This window comes from Paraburkholderia diazotrophica (assembly GCF_038900755.1).
Lineage (GTDB): Bacteria > Pseudomonadota > Gammaproteobacteria > Burkholderiales > Burkholderiaceae > Paraburkholderia > Paraburkholderia diazotrophica_A.
Map to the genome: position 1 here is coordinate 198,330 of NZ_JBBPEN010000003.1, position 17,959 is coordinate 216,288.

General features: G+C 59.6%; 14 protein-coding genes and 1 pseudogene. 11 read left to right on the top strand and 4 right to left on the bottom strand.

The annotated features are described in order from the left end of the window. Positions 1 to 11: 11 nt before the first annotated feature. Positions 12 to 1,334 (top strand): MFS transporter, encoded by a 1,323-nt coding sequence (locus AABE10_RS10880; RefSeq protein ID WP_342933262.1) that lies wholly within the window; start codon positions 12 to 14, stop codon positions 1,332 to 1,334. Next, positions 1,334 to 2,270 (top strand): annotated as a pseudogene (locus tag AABE10_RS10885) (amidohydrolase family protein). The gene AABE10_RS10880 and the pseudogene AABE10_RS10885 overlap by 1 nt, the downstream one beginning before the upstream one ends. Here AABE10_RS10885 and AABE10_RS10890 read toward each other — a convergent pair. After that, on the bottom strand, positions 2,236 to 3,180 hold the full coding sequence (locus AABE10_RS10890; protein ID WP_342933263.1) for a LysR family transcriptional regulator: 945 nt from the start codon (positions 3,178 to 3,180) through the stop codon (positions 2,236 to 2,238). The pseudogene AABE10_RS10885 and the gene AABE10_RS10890 sit on opposite strands and share 35 nt — an antisense overlap. A 405-nt stretch (positions 3,181 to 3,585) precedes the next feature. Here AABE10_RS10890 and AABE10_RS10895 point away from each other — a divergent pair, with 405 nt between their 5' ends. The 5 genes from AABE10_RS10895 (at position 3,586) to AABE10_RS10915 (ending at position 9,252) form a co-directional block, all read left to right on the top strand. After that, positions 3,586 to 4,785, top strand: a complete 1,200-nt coding sequence (locus tag AABE10_RS10895; protein WP_342933264.1) for a mandelate racemase/muconate lactonizing enzyme family protein — start codon at positions 3,586 to 3,588, stop codon at positions 4,783 to 4,785. A gap of 22 nt (positions 4,786 to 4,807) precedes the next feature. Further along, on the top strand, positions 4,808 to 5,731 hold the full coding sequence (locus AABE10_RS10900) for a hydroxyacid dehydrogenase (protein ID WP_342933265.1): 924 nt from the start codon (positions 4,808 to 4,810) through the stop codon (positions 5,729 to 5,731). Between the two features lie 76 nt (positions 5,732 to 5,807). Beyond that, a complete protein-coding gene (locus tag AABE10_RS10905) occupies positions 5,808 to 7,121 on the top strand; it encodes an MFS transporter (protein ID WP_342933266.1) in 1,314 nt (437 codons plus the stop codon). A 56-nt stretch (positions 7,122 to 7,177) separates the two neighbouring features. Then, the gene (locus tag AABE10_RS10910) at positions 7,178 to 8,743 is read left to right on the top strand and encodes an MFS transporter (RefSeq protein WP_342933267.1); all 1,566 of its coding nucleotides are present in this window, start codon (positions 7,178 to 7,180) and stop codon (positions 8,741 to 8,743) included. A gap of 80 nt (positions 8,744 to 8,823) precedes the next feature. Next, positions 8,824 to 9,252 (top strand): nuclear transport factor 2 family protein, encoded by a 429-nt coding sequence (locus AABE10_RS10915; RefSeq protein WP_342933268.1) that lies wholly within the window; start codon positions 8,824 to 8,826, stop codon positions 9,250 to 9,252. A gap of 15 nt (positions 9,253 to 9,267) precedes the next feature. Here AABE10_RS10915 and AABE10_RS10920 read toward each other — a convergent pair whose 3' ends face one another. Genes AABE10_RS10920 through AABE10_RS10930 form a run of 3 tightly spaced genes read right to left on the bottom strand, consistent with a single transcriptional unit; the run spans position 9,268 to position 12,183 of the window. After that, positions 9,268 to 10,071, bottom strand: coding sequence for a TlpA disulfide reductase family protein (locus AABE10_RS10920; protein WP_342933269.1), 804 nt, complete (start codon positions 10,069 to 10,071; stop codon positions 9,268 to 9,270). A 10-nt stretch (positions 10,072 to 10,081) separates the two neighbouring features. Then, a complete protein-coding gene (locus AABE10_RS10925) occupies positions 10,082 to 11,518 on the bottom strand; it encodes an ATP-binding protein (protein ID WP_342933270.1) in 1,437 nt (478 codons plus the stop codon). Continuing rightward, complete coding sequence (locus AABE10_RS10930) at positions 11,518 to 12,183, bottom strand: response regulator transcription factor (RefSeq protein WP_342933271.1); 666 nt, start codon at positions 12,181 to 12,183, stop codon at positions 11,518 to 11,520. Before AABE10_RS10930 ends, AABE10_RS10925 begins: the two co-directional genes overlap by 1 nt. A gap of 187 nt (positions 12,184 to 12,370) precedes the next feature. Here AABE10_RS10930 and dsbD point away from each other — a divergent pair, with 187 nt between their 5' ends. From dsbD to AABE10_RS10950, 4 genes are all read left to right on the top strand, one after another. After that, positions 12,371 to 14,248, top strand: coding sequence for a protein-disulfide reductase DsbD (dsbD, locus tag AABE10_RS10935; RefSeq protein ID WP_342933272.1), 1,878 nt, complete (start codon positions 12,371 to 12,373; stop codon positions 14,246 to 14,248). After that, on the top strand, positions 14,245 to 15,183 hold the full coding sequence (dsbG, locus tag AABE10_RS10940) for a thiol:disulfide interchange protein DsbG (protein ID WP_342933273.1): 939 nt from the start codon (positions 14,245 to 14,247) through the stop codon (positions 15,181 to 15,183). Before dsbD ends, dsbG begins: the two co-directional genes overlap by 4 nt. Before the next feature lie 218 nt (positions 15,184 to 15,401). Further along, entirely contained in the window at positions 15,402 to 16,145 is a 744-nt protein-coding gene (locus tag AABE10_RS10945) for a gluconate 2-dehydrogenase subunit 3 family protein (RefSeq protein ID WP_342933274.1), read from the top strand. 5 nt (positions 16,146 to 16,150) lie between these two features. Then, positions 16,151 to 17,929 carry a GMC family oxidoreductase gene (locus AABE10_RS10950; RefSeq protein ID WP_342933275.1) on the top strand — a complete coding sequence of 593 codons (1,779 nt, stop codon included), beginning with the start codon at positions 16,151 to 16,153 and terminating at the stop codon, positions 17,927 to 17,929. Positions 17,930 to 17,959 lie beyond the last annotated feature (30 nt).

Genomic DNA, 17,959 nt, shown 5'->3' on the forward strand with positions numbered 1-17,959 from the left:
CGGAGACGACGATGCAAACCGGATTTATGGACAAGTCCACGATCGAGCGCCGGACGATACGAAAGGTCGTCTGGCGACTCATTCCCTTTCTGATGGTGTGCTATCTGCTTGCCTTTATCGACCGGGGCAACGTGGGCATGGCCTCCCTTCAAATGAATCACGACCTTGGCATGTCGGCGAAGGTGTTCGGCTTCGGCAGCAGCCTGTTCTTCATTTCCTACTTCTTTTGCGAGGTGCCGAGCAATCTCGCACTGCAAAAGTACGGCGCGCGGATCTGGATCGCGCGGATCATGATTACTTGGGGCATCGTGTCGGCGGCGACCGCGCTCGTGCATAACGCGACGTCGTTCTATGTCCTGCGCTTTCTGCTCGGCGCCGCCGAAGCGGGCTTCTTTCCCGGCGTGCTGCTGTATCTCTCGTACTGGATTCCGGCGACGTATCGCGCGCGCATTGTCGCGACGTTCATGGTCGCGATTCCGGCCGCGAGCTTCATCGGCTCGCCGATCTCGGCACTGCTTCTGCAGATGGACGGCTTGTGGGGCCTGCGCGGGTGGCAGTGGCTTTTCATTCTCGAAGGCGTCCCGACCGTGCTGCTAGGCATCGCGTGTCTATTCATGCTGACGGACAAGCCAAAAAATGCGAAGTGGCTCGACGACGAAGAACGTACGTGGCTCGTTGATGAACTTGCCACCGCTCACAAGACGCCGAAAAAGGTGCCGTCGCTGCCGCTCACACAGCTGTTCCGCAACCGCTACGTGCTGTGTCTCGCGCTCGTCGATGCGTGCGCATCCGCGGCGGGCAGCACGCTGTCCGTCTGGCAGCCACAACTGCTCAAGTCGTTTGGGCTGACCGTCATGCAGACGGGGCTGCTGAACTCCGTCCCATACGCGATCGCATCTGTACTGATGGTGTACTGGGGCCGGCGCTCGGACCGTCTCGGCGAACGCCGCTGGCACACGGTCGTGCCCATGCTGCTGATTGGCTTGGGCCTGTTCGCGACGTCACTGAGCGGCTCGCTGCTGCCGACGATCTGCATGCTCTGCGCGGTGCTGGTCGGCGCGTATTCGTTCAAGGGGCCTTTCTGGGCGCTCGCCACCGACATGCTGTCCAACAGCGCCGTGGCAGCGGGTCTCGCGACGGTGAATGCAATCGCGAACCTCCTCGGTGGCGGCCTGATGGTGAATGTCTACGGATGGGTGAAGGATGCAACGGGCAGCTATGCGCTCGCATTGATGCCGCTCGCCATTCTCACGCTTGTGAGCGTCGCGACCCTGCTGTTGCTGACGCGTAACGGACAGGCGAGCCATGTCGCTGGCAAAACGGAGGCCGTTTGATGACGCGGCCCATTGCGAGACGTGAGTTTCTGGCCTTCGCCGGTGCCGCGCTGGCTACCGCTGCGCTCCCGAAGTTGGTTTGCGCAGAAGAAACCTGGTCGAACGGCACGGAACGGCCAGCGTTCAGCCTGCCGGATGGCACCGTCGATTGTCACATGCACATCTACGACGACCGCTTCCCGGTCGCGCCAGGCGCGACGCTGCGTCCGCCGAATGCGACAGTCGCACAATACCGGCGTCCTGCAGACGCGCCTCGGCGTCAAGCACAATGTGGTCGTGACGCCGTCGACGTACGGAACGGATAACCGTTGCACGCTGCAAGCCCTCGAGCAGTTCGGTGACAATGCGCGCGGCGTTGCCGTCGTCGACGCTTCAGTGAGCGATGCGGAACTGCACAAACTCGATGGCGGGGGCATTCGCGCGGTTCGCTTCAACCTGAGCTATCCGGGCGCGACGACGCTCGACATGCTCGCGCCACTCGCCGCGCGCATTGCGGGCCTCGGATGGCATATCGAACTGGTCGTGCAGGGCGCGCGCCTGCCCGAACTGGAGCGTCATCTTCTGGCGCTGCCTTGTCCGCTTGTGATTGATCATATAGCGCACGTGCCACAACCCGGCGGCCTGTCGTCGGATGCCTTACGCACGGCGCGACGCCTTGTTGAGAAGGGCAACACGTGGATCACGCTGTCAGGTCCATACGTCGACAGCAAGACGGGAGGGCCCGCCTACGGAGATGTCGCGCCTGTAGCGAAAGCACTGATCGACATGGCGCCGGAGCGGATGCTGTGGGGAACTGACTGGCCCCATCCGACCCAAAAAACTGACAAGCCGGATGATGCGAGCATGCTGGATGTTATCGCCGGCTGGATCGGGCGCGCGGATTGGCAGCAACTGATATTCGTCACCAATCCGGCGAAGTTGTATCGGTTCGCCTAGCAGAGCGCGGGCACCTTGTCCGTTGCTGCGTCGAAGTGTCGTGCTCTCGCGATACGTCCATGACGGTGCGAATCAGCTCGGCAGTCAAGTGCGCGTAAGGATGAACGCGCTTTTCGATCAGCGTAACGACTCGCTCGATCCCACTTAGACGTACCGCCCTCACCGCGTGGTCTTGCTCGACATCGGTCCCGCGGATCAACGGCAAGATCGAAACGCCGAGGCCAGAGCGTACCGCGGAAAGCACGGCGATTTGCGAGTCCAGCTCCCAGGCGGGTTGAGCCGTCACGCCCTCCCTAATCAGAAATTGGTCTATCGCGCGACCGACCCATGTGTTCCTTTCCAGCGCTAGATAAGGCTCATTCCGCAACGCTTCGGTAAAGGACGCGTACGTCATCGAGGCGGGCTGTATGAGGGCAACCGGGTCCGTATATAACGGGTGGACGGCGAAATCGTCGTCGAGCGCAGTCGGCGGCATATTAACCACGACCGCGTCGAGCAAACCTGCCTCAACTTTGCTCACAAGATTCTGGGATGTTCCAATTTCGACCTTTATTTGAAAACGGGGATGCTCAGATTTCAACCGAAGCAGCACCGCGGGAAAAATGCCGATCAAGACTGAATTGATAACCCCAAGGGTAATCCTGCCCTGCAGTGTCTCGGAACTCGACAGCGAAAGCATTTCCTCATAGTCGGCGAGCAGTCGTTCCGCCAACGGTACCAATCGCACTCCGGAGGACGAGAGCACCATCGAGCGCTTCGTGCGCACGAAGAGGCTCGTCCCTAACCGCTCTTCGAGAAGTCTGAGTTGTGTACTCACGGCTGCCGCCGACAAGTTCACCTCCCGAGCTGCAGAGGCGACCGTGCCGAGTCGATGGAAGGCCAGGAAGGCGCGTAGGGCTCGAAGAATCATGGGTGCTCTCGACAAAATGGGCTTTTCGCTGCTCGAAGAATGACACATCGATATGCGCGGGAGCATCACCTTTTCTTGATCTCACATCAAAAAAGTTCAGCTTTTCACGGCTCATCAACCGATCTACGCTTGTTTCGCGATGTTACTTGAGCGGCAGATGGGCACCCTACGGGCACTGCCGGTCCAAGTCGCGGCATGGCGCGAGCAATTCGATCGGCTGAAAGGTAACGCGCACGTCGAGTAGTGAATCTTTATCAACAATGCGCTTCGATTTGTGAAATTGACTCCTTGCCGGAAACGCGGTTCAGAGAGGCTTCAAATCTGATCTGGGCTTGAAAGTGCGAGAAGAAGGAAGCCAAAGTAGCGAGTCGAGCGATCGTAGTACATAGCAATTTGGAGCTCACAATGAAGGTTACATCGGTCGAGACGCTTGCCTGTGATGCTGGGTGGCGAAACTACTACTTCGTAAAGTTATCGACGGACTCGGGCGTGGTCGGATGGAGCGAGTACGACGAAGGGTTCGGCTCCCCAGGCGTCACGGGTGTCATCGATCAGATCAAGCGCCGACTGATTGGCTTGGACGTCAACGAACACGAGCGATTCGTCCAACTCGCCAACTGCTTGACGCGGCCGGCCCCCGGAAGCGTCATCGGGCAAGCTATCGGGGCGTTGGAGAACGCACTCTTGGATGCGAAGGGCAAGGCGCTGAACGTGCCGTGCTACGAGCTGCTGGGCGGGAAGGTTCGCGATAGTGCGCCGATATATTGGTCCCACTGTCCGACGTGGAGAATCAACCATCCGACCTTCTATCCGCCGGCAGTCAAAGACTTGCAGGGTGTCCAGGGCACCGCCGCGGAGGCGCGCGAACGCGGTTTCAAAGCGATCAAAACGAACTTGTTCATTCATGATGAGGGCGATGCCTACGCTTGGAGGCCCGGCTTTGCAGTGCCGTTCAAACCTGAGCTTACGGTCGACAAAAAACTGATAAGAAATGTCCGCCACCATCTCGAAGCTTTACGCGATGGTGCGGGGCCGGACATGGAGATCCTTATCGACTTCAACTTCAATGCGAAGCCGGATGGTTTGCTCAAGGTGCTGCGCGAACTGAGCGACTTCGACCTTTTCTGGGTTGAAATCGATTTGCACCACCCCGAAGCGCTGGCGTATGTCAGGTCGCACAGCCCGCATCCGATCAGCTCATGCGAGACGCTCCTCGGCATGCGCAACTTCCTGCCGTATTTCAAGCATCAAGCCGTCGACGTCGCAATTGTCGACGCTGTATGGAATGGTGTCTTTCAGGCCACCAAGATCGCCGCCGTCGCCGATGCATACGACGTGAACGTCGCACCGCATAACTTCTATGGCGACCTCTGTTCCTTCATGAATTTGCATTTTGCCGCGGCCGTACCGAATCTGCAGATCATGGAAATCGACGTGGATCGCTTGCCCTGGGAGGAGGAGTTGTTCACGCACGCCCCGGAGTTCAAGCATGGTCAGGTCGTGATTCCGGATCGACCGGGCTGGGGAACCGATCCGATCGAGGAGGCGATCCGCGCGCGGCCGCCGAAGGTGACGGGTGGTCTGCTGCAATACAAGAAGAATTGATTCTGTCATCGAGGGAAGGCTCATGCATATCGTTATCCCAGAAAGCATTCTCCCCAATGCGATAGAGAAGCTCACGCTCGAGCATTCGGTCCATTACGACCCTGATCTGGTAGGCAAGCCTGATGAACTGTTGCGCGCAGTCGAAACGGCAGATGCGTTGATCGTTAGAAGGCTCACCCAAGTGAAGGGAGAGCTGTTGAGCGCGATGCCACGTTGCAAAGTGGTAGGACGGCTCGGCGTCGGACTCGACAACATCGACACGCTTACCTGTTCCGCTCGCGGAATTGCGGTGATTCCAGCCTTGGGTGCGAACGCTCGCAGCGTGGCCGAGTACGTCATAGCGGCGGCGATGATGCTGCTTCGTGGCGCTTACCATTCGACAGAAGAAGTTGTCGATGGCGCATGGCCCAAAGAAAGGCTGAACCTCGGACGCGAAGTTGCCGGCAAGACGTTAGGCGTTGTCGGGTTCGGAAGCATCGGGCGCGTAACGGCCGAGCTTGCTGAAGCAGTCGGCATGCAGGTGGTGGTTCATGACGTGAGCGACAGCAATGATCCAGTCGGGGTTCGCTATCGGCGACTGTCACTCGAATCGTTGCTCGCGTGCAGCGATGTCGTGACATTGCACGTTCCGTTGACAGAGCAAACCCGCGCGCTGATGGACACCGCACGGATCCGCGGCATGAAGCCCGGAGCGGTTCTGATCAATGCCGCACGGGGAGGGATCGTAGATGACGAAGCGCTTGTCGCGGCGCTTAGAACCGGGCACCTCGGAGGCGCCGCGATCGATGCCTTCGAGCGCGAGCCGCTCGTTGCGAGTCCTCAGTATCGCGGGCTGAAAAACCTGATCTTAACGCCGCATATCGCCGGGGTCACCCGCGAGTCCGAGGCTCGCGTGACCGAGCTCGTTGTCGATCGCGTATTGGAGGTTTTGCGCGAGCTAGCGTGATGCAGAGACTCTCCGTGGAGACAAGGTCGAGAAACCTGTCCACGAACATCAGCGAGTGCCTGGAAGGAGACGAAAGATGACGCAAAAGACGATGCTCATGAAGCGCACGCAACGAACGGCAGTCATTATTCTCACAATTGCGGGAGCAATCAACTTTCTGGACCGAAGTACGCTTGCTATTGCGAACCATGCGGTTCGCGATGAACTTGGATTGAGCGCGACCCAGATGGGCGTGCTGCTTTCAGCGTTTCTCTTCGCCTACTCGTTTTCGCAGATCCCGATGGGTGCGCTAATCGATCGGCTAGGATGTCGGATCATGATTGGACTCGGCATGCTGCTTTGGTCGCTTGCGCAGTTTTCCGGCGGCCTGGCCGGTTCGATGGAATTCATGTTGGGCGCACGCATCGTATTGGGAATCACCGAAACACCGCTCTTTCCTTCGGTTCCGAAGATCATCTGTGACTGGTTTCCGCTGAGGGAGCGGGGGCGACCACAGGGCATCTTTCAGACTTGCTCGACGATAGGGCCTGCAATCGCGCCGCCGTTTCTGACAGGCTTGATGCTTGTGTTCGGATGGCGGGGGATGTTCATGATCATGGGGGGAGCGGGCGCAGTCACCGCCGCCGTTTGGTACCTGCTATATCGAAACCGGAATGAGGTTGCGCTTACGCGAGAGGAAGAGCGTTACCTGGAAGAGGGAGAGAATCCAGGGACAGGCCAAAGGGCCATCTCTTTCGCAGCGTGGCGTAGTCTGGCGGGATCGCGAACGACGATCGGCATGACGTTGGGTTTCATCGGCGTCGTGTACATGGTGTGGCTGTACCTGACCTGGCTACCTGCTTACGTCGAGCAGAGGTTCCATCTTTCGATCGCCCAGGCCGGCTGGGTTCTTTCGATTCCATATGTATTTGGAACGATCGCAATGTTTTCTAGCGGTTTCATTGTCGATGCGCTCGCAAGGCGTGGAATGACACCCATCAATAGTCGGAAATGGCCGATTTGCGTCGGGTTGACGCTGGCGTCCATGTTCACCGTATTCGTCGCGTTTGCCGACAGCGTTGTGTCGATCGTAGTCTTGCTGTCGATTGCTTTCCTCTTTCTTTATGTTGCGAGCGGCGCGTGCTGGATGCTGGTGAATGTTGTTGCGCCACGCCATATCGTCGGCTCGCTCGGAAGCATCATGGCATTCGGCGCATTCCTAGGCGGTGCGTTTGCGCCTCTTGTTACTGGTATCGTCGTCGACCAGACGCACTCGTTCGTCGGTGCCTTCCTGAGCGCTGCAGTTGTCTCGACTGTGGCTGCGTTCATTTATCTGATTGTGGTCCGCACACCGATAGCCATCCCCGAAAGAGTCATCGGAGGCACCCCGGACTTGGTCGCCCCACATTGAACTTGCGGTCGCTCGGGATGGGCTGCGCAGCTTTGCAACGTCAACGAAATGGAATCATGGTGGAATCGTTAAAGTTACCCAACGAACGAGAAGTCGTCGACCAAGCGCCCATCACGTTTTCTCACCAAGAGATCGTGCGGGTGATGTTCGGTGTGGTGATATGCATTCTACTCGCCGCCCTCGATCAGACAGCCGTCATCCCCGCTATTCCGGCGATGGCACATGATCTGGGCTCTTACGATCAACTGTCGTGGATCGTGGCGGCCTATTTGATCACCTCGACCGTCAGCACTCCGGTGTATGCGAAACTCTCCGACCTATACGGGCGGCGGTTGCTTCTGCTGACGTGCATCGTTGGATTCGTCACAACTTCCGTTCTCTGCGGCATGGCACAGTCGCTCCCACAACTCATCGGATTTCGCGCGCTTCAAGGCTTGGGAGGCGGGGGGCTAACCGCGCTCACTCAGGCCGCCATCGCCGACGTCGTTGCGCCTCGCGAGCGGGGGCGTTATCAGGGATATATCTCCGCGGTATGGGCAACCGCGTCTCTCAGCGGCCCCGTCCTGGGCGGGTTGGTGGCTCAGAGCATCTCTTGGCGATGGATCTTCTGGATCAATCTTCCCCTCGGACTTTTAGCCGTATTCGTTTGCCAGAGTGGAATGCGTCGGCTAACGGCACCTGCATGGATACGGCGGCCGACGCTCGATATCGTTGGGATGGTTTTGCTTTCCGGGGCCCTTTCCCTCTCACTGCTTGCGCTTGGGTGGGGTGGAAACGTTTACGCCTGGAATTCGATAGAGATTTTCGGGCTGGTCGGAGCAAGCGTCGTCTTGATGTTCTGCCTCATCATCCAGGAACTACGCGCTCGCGATCCATTGCTACCTCCTCAAATATTTAGAAGCTCGAGTTTCGTCAGCAGTATTTCAGTCTCGACGCTCGCGTCTGTGCTGGTATTCCTTTGTCTGTTTTCGATCCCGCTGTACTTTCAATTCGCTCGCGGCGATACGGCTGGTCAGTCTGGAATCTATGTTGCGCCGTTCATGCTCGCGAGTGCGCTCGGGAACATAACGGGAAGTAAATGGGCTCAGCATTTCGGCAGAATGCGAGCCGCACTGCGGATCGCGTCGATGCTGAGTATTTGCGGTTTGCTGCTGCTGTCAGTGCTTCCCTTGGACGCTCCGCTATGGTCGGTCATCGTAGGAATGATGGTTACCGGATTCGGCGTAGGAGTTTGTCTGATCGGATCGATGACCAGCGCACAAAACGCACTGCGCACCGAGGATATCGGTGCAGGGACGGGCGCGCTACTCGTGTTGCGTTCTGTGGGGGGCGCGAGCGGATCGACTTTGGCCGGGGCATTGATAGCGTCTGGCGTCGGAAGTTTGGCAAGTGCGGCCGCGCGGGGCGCAAAGTCCGTTTCCCTGGCGGCCCATGGTACGTCCGACAAGGTCGTCGACATGGGTGGGGCCAGCGTAGCATCGGCCCTCAGCGACGTGGGGCATAGTTTCCACCTCGTATATACGACCGGCGCCATCTTTGCGGCCTTGCTCTTCTCGGTCTCGTTGAAAATGCCCAATAGCCAGCTACGTAGCTCCGCGCAGTCCGTGCCGATCGCGGATTAATTTGGCCCAGGATGGAATAAAGCGAGACGGCGAACGTCTACTACCGCGCAGTCCGCTCAATTTCATATTTTGGATATCTCATGATCAAGAAATTCGCACTCGCTGCCGTAGTCGCAATCGCATCGACCGCCGCGCTGGCCGACATGCCGTCGTCCGACGCGCAGCAACACTTCGAGGCCATCGCGTCCGGCGACGTCGCGCAGTTGATGCGTGGCTACGCCGACAACGCGCAATTCAATTGGGTCGGCGGCCCGCTGGACGGCACCTACACGGGCACCGACGCGATTCGCGGCGTGTGGGAAAAGTTCACAAAGGTCCAGGGGCAGATGAAGGTGTCGATCGACGCAGTCGAAGAGGCCGCGAACCCGAAGGGTGCTAGCGTAACGGCCAATGTCATGTTCGAGGGCAAGCAGCCGATCCGCGTGCGTTACATCCTGACTTACCGTAATGCTCGGATCGTCAGCGAAACGTGGCAGATCGATGCCAAACCGGCGAAAGCAAGCTACTAAGGCGGATCGGCAGCCCTACCTTGCGGCTGCCGACCCGAAGTGATGCTCCAGCGCATCGTGCAACGTCGCGGCTGAAAATGGCCCGAGATGCGTTTCCAGCAATCGGCCATTGCGATCGTAAAACAACGTAGTAGGGAAACCGGCGGTGCGAACGCGCTCTGCGAGCGTCGAACTTTGGTCTAGCCACGTGTTGCCGAGCAGCAGCGAGTGCCGCTCGAAATAGCGCCGAACCGTCTGTGCCGCTTCGCCTTCATCGACGAACACGAAACGTATGCCCGGATGTTCCGCCTGAGCTTGGGCAAATGCGGGCAATTCCTCTTGGCACGGTGGGCACCATGTCGCCCAGAGGTTCACGACCGTGGGCATGCCGTCCGTTCCTAGAGTACCCGGCGCGCCGTCTAGAGATTGCAATGCGACCGGCGGAATGGTCGGCGAAGCATGCCACTCGTCGATCAATGACCGGGCCGACGCGTGGGAGATTAGGCCGGCCGTCAGCGACAGCGCGAGCGGCAATCGCGATGCCTTGCTTCGTAGTAGCCGCCAAGCGGCGATGAGCGTACCCGCGGCCATGCCGACGAGCGGATCGAAGCCGAGGTCGCGGATATCGAACATTGCTCCCCAGTCGTGCCGGTATAGGGGCAACAATCGAAGCACGAATGCGACGCGTGCGGCGACTAGGCCGCCGGCCACGATGGCAAAGATGTCCGCGTCGATCGCGCTGCGATGGCTCGCCGCCATCCAACCAACCAGCAATGCGACCGCGACGCTAAACATGAAGATCAGCGGCGGGATGGGGAGGGCGAGCGAACCGATCGACATGGCGATGCAATCAAATCGTGCGGGGAAGGGCAGCCCGCGATCGCGCGGACATTCCGTTGCGAACGGGTACTTGCGCGCATGGCACGTGAAGGGTCGCGCGCAGGCCGGCGCGGTCGGCGCGGTCAGCCAGTACCAGCCGGCCATGCACACGGTTCGCGATCGCGGCGACGATGGCGAGCCCGAGACCACTGCCTTCCGAATTGCTGTGTCCACGCCAGAACCTCCGGGGCGCTTCCGCAATCTGGGCCTCGGTCATCCCCGGTCCGTTGTCTTCGACGATGAAGGAGACCGTGTCCTCGCCACCTCTCGATAGCGTAAAAGTAACGGGTGCGAGTTCTGGCGAATAACGCAATGCATTGTCCAATAGATTCCGCAGCGCCATAGCGAGCAGCGTTTCGGGCATTGCGGCATCGACAGGTTCGGCGAGGGTGCTGTACAAGACTAGGCGATCTTGCTCGCCGGTCGCGCTACCCAACTCGTCCAACACGCCCATAGCTGTTGTCTGCGCATCGCAACGATCCTCGATCGAATCGGAGCTTGCCGATGTCTCCACTCGAGCGAGCCGAAGCAACTGATCCAAGACATGCTGCATCCGCCTGACATCGGATTGCGCGAGATCGAGCGAGGTACCGACCTCGGCGGGGCTGGAGCGGATATCGATGGCCATTCGCAGCACCTGTAGATGCAGCTTGACGCCGGCAAGCGGTGTACGAAGTTCGTGTGCAGCGGCGTCGGTGAATTGGCGCTCGCGCGCCATGGCGGCCGACATACGCGATACCAACTGCTGAATGGTGTCGGTGAGCGGCACGAGCTCCGACGGCACATTCGGAAACGAAATCGGATTATCGTCGCCGGGGCTGCGCGCCGCCACGATCTTCCGGATCCGTTCGAGTGGTGCCAAACCGCGAGAAACGCCCATCCAGATCATCGCCATCACGCCGAGAAAGGCTATCGAGAACGGCAGGAGCGCCGTAAACGCCAGGTCGCGCTGCAGCATGGAACGCACTGACATGCGATCGGCGGTCGTGACTCGCAAATTGCCGACCAGAAGCGAATAGGTGCGCCAGCGTTCGCCGGAAAACGTTTCTGTTGAGAATCCCGGCCCGAGGTCGCCCCAGCTCGGGCCATTGACGGTGCGCGCGATCGTACGCAGGGCCTTGCCGCCGCTCATCACGCTGATTTCGCAGGCCAAGCTATCGGTGACGGGCGCGGCAGCGGGCGACGCTGCAGCCGCGCTCTTATCGAACTGGCTTTGGGGGCCTTGCAGTTGCGTGGCCAGCATGCCGGCGACCATGCGTGCTGACGCTGTCAGGCGGCTGTCGAGCGTGTGAGTCAGCTCGGTCTGTACCGCGCGGAACATCCATAGGCTCGTCGCGCCGGTCAGTAGCACGGTCGAGATGCCGATGATGGCGAGCAGTCTAAATCGTAGACTTCCGAGATCGGGCATCAGTTCAAGTTCCCTAGGCGGTAGCCGATACCTCGCACTGTCTCGATCACTTGCGTGCCGAGCTTGCGCCGGAGGTGGTGAATGTGAACGCTGAGTGCATTGCTTTCGATGCAGTCGTCCGAACCGTAGAGATAGGCGCGCAACTGGTCAGCACTATATACCGCTTGTGGTTGCCTCAATAGCACACTTAGGAGCACCGTCTCCCGGCGCGACAGCGCGACGGGCTCGTCATCGAGCCAGGCGGCACCGGTCGATAGAGAAAAGCGCAACCGCCCGTGCTGCAGCGTATCCATGCCAACTGCCGTCGCCCGCCGAATGAGCGCATGCACGCGTGCGATGAGTTCGCCAAGGTCGAATGGTTTGATTACGTAGTCATCGGCTCCGGACGTCAAGCCTTCAATGCGATGTTCGATGGAGTCGCGCGCGGTTACGACGAGAACGGGGGTGACGATTTCCCGCGCGCGCCAAGTCTTCAGCACTTCGAGTCCGTCTTGGTCCGGCAGGCCAAGGTCGAGCAGCACGAGGTCGAAGTGCTTCTCCCCCATCGCAATATGCGAGCGCGCGCCGGAGCCTACGCGCTCGACGGAAAAACCAGCCATGCGTAGGCCTGCACTGATGCCGACAGCGAGTGAAGGGTCGTCTTCGACGAGGAGAATACGAAACATCGGATGTGTCTATACCAACGGCCGCACTGGATAGTAGCCGCCAATGGTAACGGATCGCGCGTTAACCCACTGTTAGCTCTGTCGCCGTATCGTCGGCTCGTCTCGAGCTTCGCCGAGGGGCCGTGCTTCCGTGACCGGCCTGCTGGCCTTTCGATCTCTCCACTTGGTTCTCGACTGACGATATTGGATGAAAATCGCTGGAATGCTGCAAAAGCTGGTTACCCGCGGACTCTTTGCCGGTGCGGCCGGCTTTGCTGGTTTCGTGCCTATCGCCGCTCATGCCGTCGATCCGAACACGCTCTTGTCCCCTGACAAGGCGTTTGCGCTGTCAACTTCCATGGATCGCACGCATTCCCCGTCGCTCGTGCTCGACTTCAATATCGCGCCAGGCTATTACTTGTATCGGGACCGTATCGCGGCGGTGGATGCTCGAGATGGAGCCGCGCTCAAGACCGAGTCCGAACCTGGCGAGAAGAAGGCTGATCCGAATTTCGGGGTGGTCGAGATCTACCACGGCGCGAAGGAAGCGCGCGTCGATATCGGTGGGGCGCGCCGTATCCGCGTGACGTGGCAAGGTTGCGCCGAAGCAGGCGTGTGCTTTCCGCCGCAGACCCGCGAAATCGACGTGGCGGGTAGACAAGATGCGGTACATGCGAACGTCGCGAACGAAAACGCGGGCAACGATGCGGTCCCGCACGTCGACTCCGCGGGCGAAACACCATCAGCGCAGAACGTTGGATTCAAGTCGGCGCTTCAATCGACGCTGGGTGCGACGGACGCCTCAATCGATAACGCATTGCACCACCTGAGTCCTGCCGCCGCTATCGCCGTATTTTTCGCGCTCGGGTTAGCGATGGCATTCACGCCCTGCATGCTGCCGATGCTGCCTATCGTCACTTCGCTCGTGGTCGGCGCGCGCGCCACGCGGGGCAGGGGATTCGTGCTCTGTTCGACATTCGTGACAGCAATGGCGCTCGTATATGCGGGACTCGGGCTGATTGCGGCACTGGCGGGGCACAACGTGCAAGTCTTGCAGCAGCAGTGGTGGATCAACACGTTGTTCGCTGTCGTTTTGGCCGCGTTGGCACTGTCGACGTTTGGATTCTATACGTTGCAGTTGCCGGGGCGCATTCGCGACAAGTTAACCAAGGGTGGCGGCAGCGCGAAACCGGGCACAGTAGTCGGCGCCGCGGTCAGCGGCATATTTTCCGCGTTGCTGGTGGGGCCGTGCATGACAGCGCCGCTCGCCGGAACGTTGCTTTACATCGCGCGATCGGGCGATATCGGCTGGGGCGCGCTTTTGCTGCTGACGCTCGGAATCGGGCTGGGCATTCCGCTTCTTGTCGTCGGCACCTTGGGTGCGCGATACATGCCTCGTCCCGGTGCGTGGATGAATCGCGTGAATGTCGCGATGGGTTTTGCCTTGCTTGCTACTTCCCTCACGATCATCGATCGCGTGCTGCCCGAACAAGTCGCTCTCGCGGCATGGGGAGCATGGCTGCTCGCCGTTGCTGCGACGCTCGCGCGTGCATCGATGCGATCGATCGCGGCGGCGGTACTGTGTCGAAGTGGGGCAGCGTTCAGCGGGATTTGGGGGGGTGCCGCGCTCGTCGGCGCATTGGCGGGTGCAACGAGCCTTTTTCAACCTCTCGCCGTTTTCGCGCCATCGGCTCGCGCATCACACGTTGCTGGCACAGCCGATGATCTGCATTTTACAACCGTCCGAAGTTTGCCCGCGATGCAAGCGGCGCTTGCCGATGCTAGAAGGAAAGGGAACGGCGTGATGGTCGATTTCACGGCGGACTGGTGCACCTCATGCAAGACCATCGATCGCACGGTCTTCACCGATCCCAAGGCGATTGACGCGCTCGGGTCGATCGCGCTGATCAAGGCGGATGTGACTCAACCGGATGCCGATGCACAAGCGCTGATGAAGACATTCGATGTTGTGGGACCACCGACCTTGGTGTTCTTCGATCCGGACGGGCAGGAGCGTCGCCGATCCAGGCTAGTGGGCGAAGCCGATACCGCTCAACTGCTTTCCGCACTTTCAGCAGGTTCATGAATCGTCTCGCAGCTAGCTTGCGCGGGACGGCAGATTCGCCTAACGACCAACGTCCACGAACCGAAAAGGAAACTATGACTTCGCGAACCAAATTCATCATGTATGCAGCGAGCGCTCTGACGCTGACTGCGGCGGCCTCGGCCTTGGTGGCAATGGGCGCGGAGCGCGGCCGCAACGGGCCCCCGGGCGGAACGTCGATTCCGGCTGCACTCCAAACGCTAAGCAAGGAAACCGGCATGCAGATCGTCGGACCGACGTTACCGGCGCCGCCCGGAATGAAAGGGTGGGCGGCGTTCAAAGGGCAGCAGCCCCTCGCGTTCTACAGCACCGACGATGGAAAGTATGTGATCGTCGGTACGATGATCGATGCGCAAGCCAACGATTTGACGAAGTCTCCGCTGGAGAAGGCGGTCGGGACACGGTTGAGCGGTGGCGTATGGGGGCAGCTCGAGCACAGTCATTGGATCGTCGACGGCAATCCGGCCGCCCAACGTATCGTCTACGTGTTCACCGATCCGAATTGTCCGTACTGCAGTCGCTTGTGGGCGGATTCGCAGCCGTGGGTGAAAGCGGGCAAGGTCCAGGTGCGCAACATTATCGTTGGCATCCTGACGCCGACGAGCTATGGAAAGGCAGCTGCGCTATTGGCTGCCCAGCACCCGGAGCAAGCGTTCCGCGATCACGAGGCGACGCAATACAACGTCAATGCGAACAACGCTCCGGGGCACATGAAGTCGCTCGATTCGACGGGGATTGCTCCGCTCGCGACCATCGATGCCGCGACGAAGCGGAAACTGGACGAGAACGGGCGACTAATGGCCGCACTGGGCGCGGACGCCACGCCCGCGCTCTATTGGGAAGACGCGCACGGGCTGCTGCAGACGTCTTTGGGCGCGCCGTCTTCTCAGCTTGCTGCCATTTTTGGAGCGCAGTAGTGGATGAGGAAGCTTTTCTATCTGTTGTTTAAAGTTTTTCTGGTTTGTTTGCCAAGGAGAGATCTCGGACAATGCGCACCAGTCGGATAGTCGCGCGCCGCCAGTTTTTCTCGGATTGCTAGGCCGCGAGGTGGAACTCGCGCGCAGTTGGGGCTGGTTGAACTGATACGAGGCTGCGGGGCGTCTTGCGTTCAATTCCAATATCAGGCGTATAGACCATGTCTCACCAGGAGGAGCCGCGCCGTCGCTTCTTGCGACAAGTGTTGGCCATTGTTCCCGCGGCGACAGTTGCGACCGGCGCAACCCTTCAAACCGCATGTAGTGAAAACAACGATCACGCTTCGTCTGCGCCTGTTTCAGGCGCCGGCCAGAACTCGGCAGCCTACCATCCCACCTTTTTTGCCGATGCCGAATGGGCATTCGTCCAATCGGCAGTCGACCGTCTGATTCCCGAAGATGGCCTTGGCCCTGGTGCATTGAAGGCCGGAGTGCCCGAGTACATTGATCGCCAGATGGAGACTGCCTATGGGCACGGAAAACTCTGGTACATGCAAGGCCCGTTTCATCCTGACCAGCCCCCAGAACTGGGTTATCAGATGAATATGACGCCGCGTGACATCTATCGTCACGGCATCAAGGAATGCGACGGCTACTGCGCTAAACGGTACGGCGGCAAGACGTTCTCTCAACTCGAGACCAAGCTGCAGGACGCGGTGCTCCTCGATATCGAGCACAACAAGGTGCATTTCGATACGGTGCCGGCTCGAACTTTCTTCTCGCTGCTACTCGGTAATACGAAGGAAGGTTTTCTGGCAGACCCGATTTACGGCGGGAACAAGGACATGATCGGCTGGAAACTGGTCGGATTTCCGGGGGCGCGTGCCGACTTTGCGGATTGGATCGAGCAGCCGGGGGTCAAGTACCCGTATGGTCCTGTGTCGATCGATGGTAGGCGGGGGTAAATGCGGTGGCAATCAAGAAAGATAAGGTCGATTGCGTCATTGTGGGGTTTGGATGGACGGGTGCGATTCTTGGGCAGGAATTGACGGCCGCAGGACTCAACGTTGTCGCGCTGGAGCGTGGCGCCATGCGCGATACGCCTACCGACGCGAACTATCCCAAGGTCATCGACGAACTCAAGTATGCGGTGCGTGGCGAGCTCTTTCAGGATCTTTCCGCGGAGACGGTGACGGTCCGCCACGGTGTTGACGATCTGGCGGTGCCCTACCGTCAACACGGTTCGTTCCTGCTGGGTACCGGAGTGGGCGGTTCCGGATTCCACTGGAACGGCATGCACTACCGGATATTGCCGGAAGAGCTTCAATTGCGCACGCGCTATGAACAGCGCTACGGCAAGAAGTTCATTCCCGAAGGAATGCAAGTGCAGGACTTCGGTGTGACGTACGAGGAGTTGGAGCCGTTCTTCGATTTCGCCGAAAAGGTATTCGGCACGTCCGGCAAGGCGGGCAATCTGAACGGCAAGCTGCAAGCCGGCGGCAATCCCCTTGAGGGCGTGCGAAGCAGTGAATACGTGACGCCGCCGCTCAAGAATGGACTCGGTGCGTCCCTGTTCGAAAAGGCTGCCCGCGAAGTCGGCTTCCATCCCTATCCGGCGCCGGCTGCCAACGCATCGCAGCCGTATACGAACCCATATGGCGTCCGTCTCGGGCCGTGCAACTTCTGCGGCTTTTGCGAAGACTTCGGTTGTTATATGTACTCGAAGGCGTCGCCGCAGACCACGATTCTTCCGGTCTTGCTGAAAAAGCCGAACTTCGAGTTGCGTACGAAGGCGCAGGTGACGAAGGTGCTGCTCACCGCGGACAAGAAGCGTGCGACAGGCGTGGTCTACATCGACGCGCAAGGCCGGGAAGTGGAGCAGCCGGCGGACATGGTGATCCTTGCTGCGTTCCAGATGCACAACGTGCGTTTGTTGCTGCTTTCCGGTATCGGCAAGCCCTACGACCCGAAGACGGGAGAAGGCGTAGTCGGCCGAAACTATGCGTACCAAATGAACGGCGGCATCAACGTTTTGCTGCCGAAGGGGACGCAATTGAACCCATTCGTCGGCGCCGGCGCGGGTGGCGTCAGCATGGATGATCTAAACGGTGATCAGTTCGATCACGGTCCGCTTGGCTTTCTAGGCGGCGCCAGCATTCGTCATGTCCGGACGGGAGGGCGCCCGATCAAGCAGGCGCCGACGGTTCCGGGCACTTCGACATGGGGTAGCGCCTGGAAGGCAGGGGTCAGCGACGCCTATCAGCGTTATATGACGATCGCCATTGCGGGTTCGGTGATGCCGTACCGCGACGCGTACCTGGATTTGGACCCGACCTATCGCGACAAGTATGGGCAACCGCTTCTGCGCATGACGTTCGACTGGCACGACAATGAATACGCGATGCTGGACCACATCGGTACACGCATGGAGGAAGTAGCCAAGGCGATGAAACCGGAGAAGTATTTCCGTGCAATTCGCAAGAAGGGACAGCGTTACGACACCCGCGTATACCAATCGACGCACACGACGGGCGGCGCAGTCATGGGTTCATCTCCCCAGACCAGTGTAGTGAACAAATATTTGCAAAGCTGGGATGTGCCGAACGTGTTCGTGCTGGGTGCGTCTGCATTTCCGCAGAACATGGGCTACAACCCGACGGGAGTGGTGGTTGCGCTCGCTTATCACTCGGCGAAGGCGATCCGCGAACAATACCTCAAAAATCCCGGCGCTGCGCTGGTTCAAACCTGAAGAGCACCGCGATGACAATGATGAGAGTGA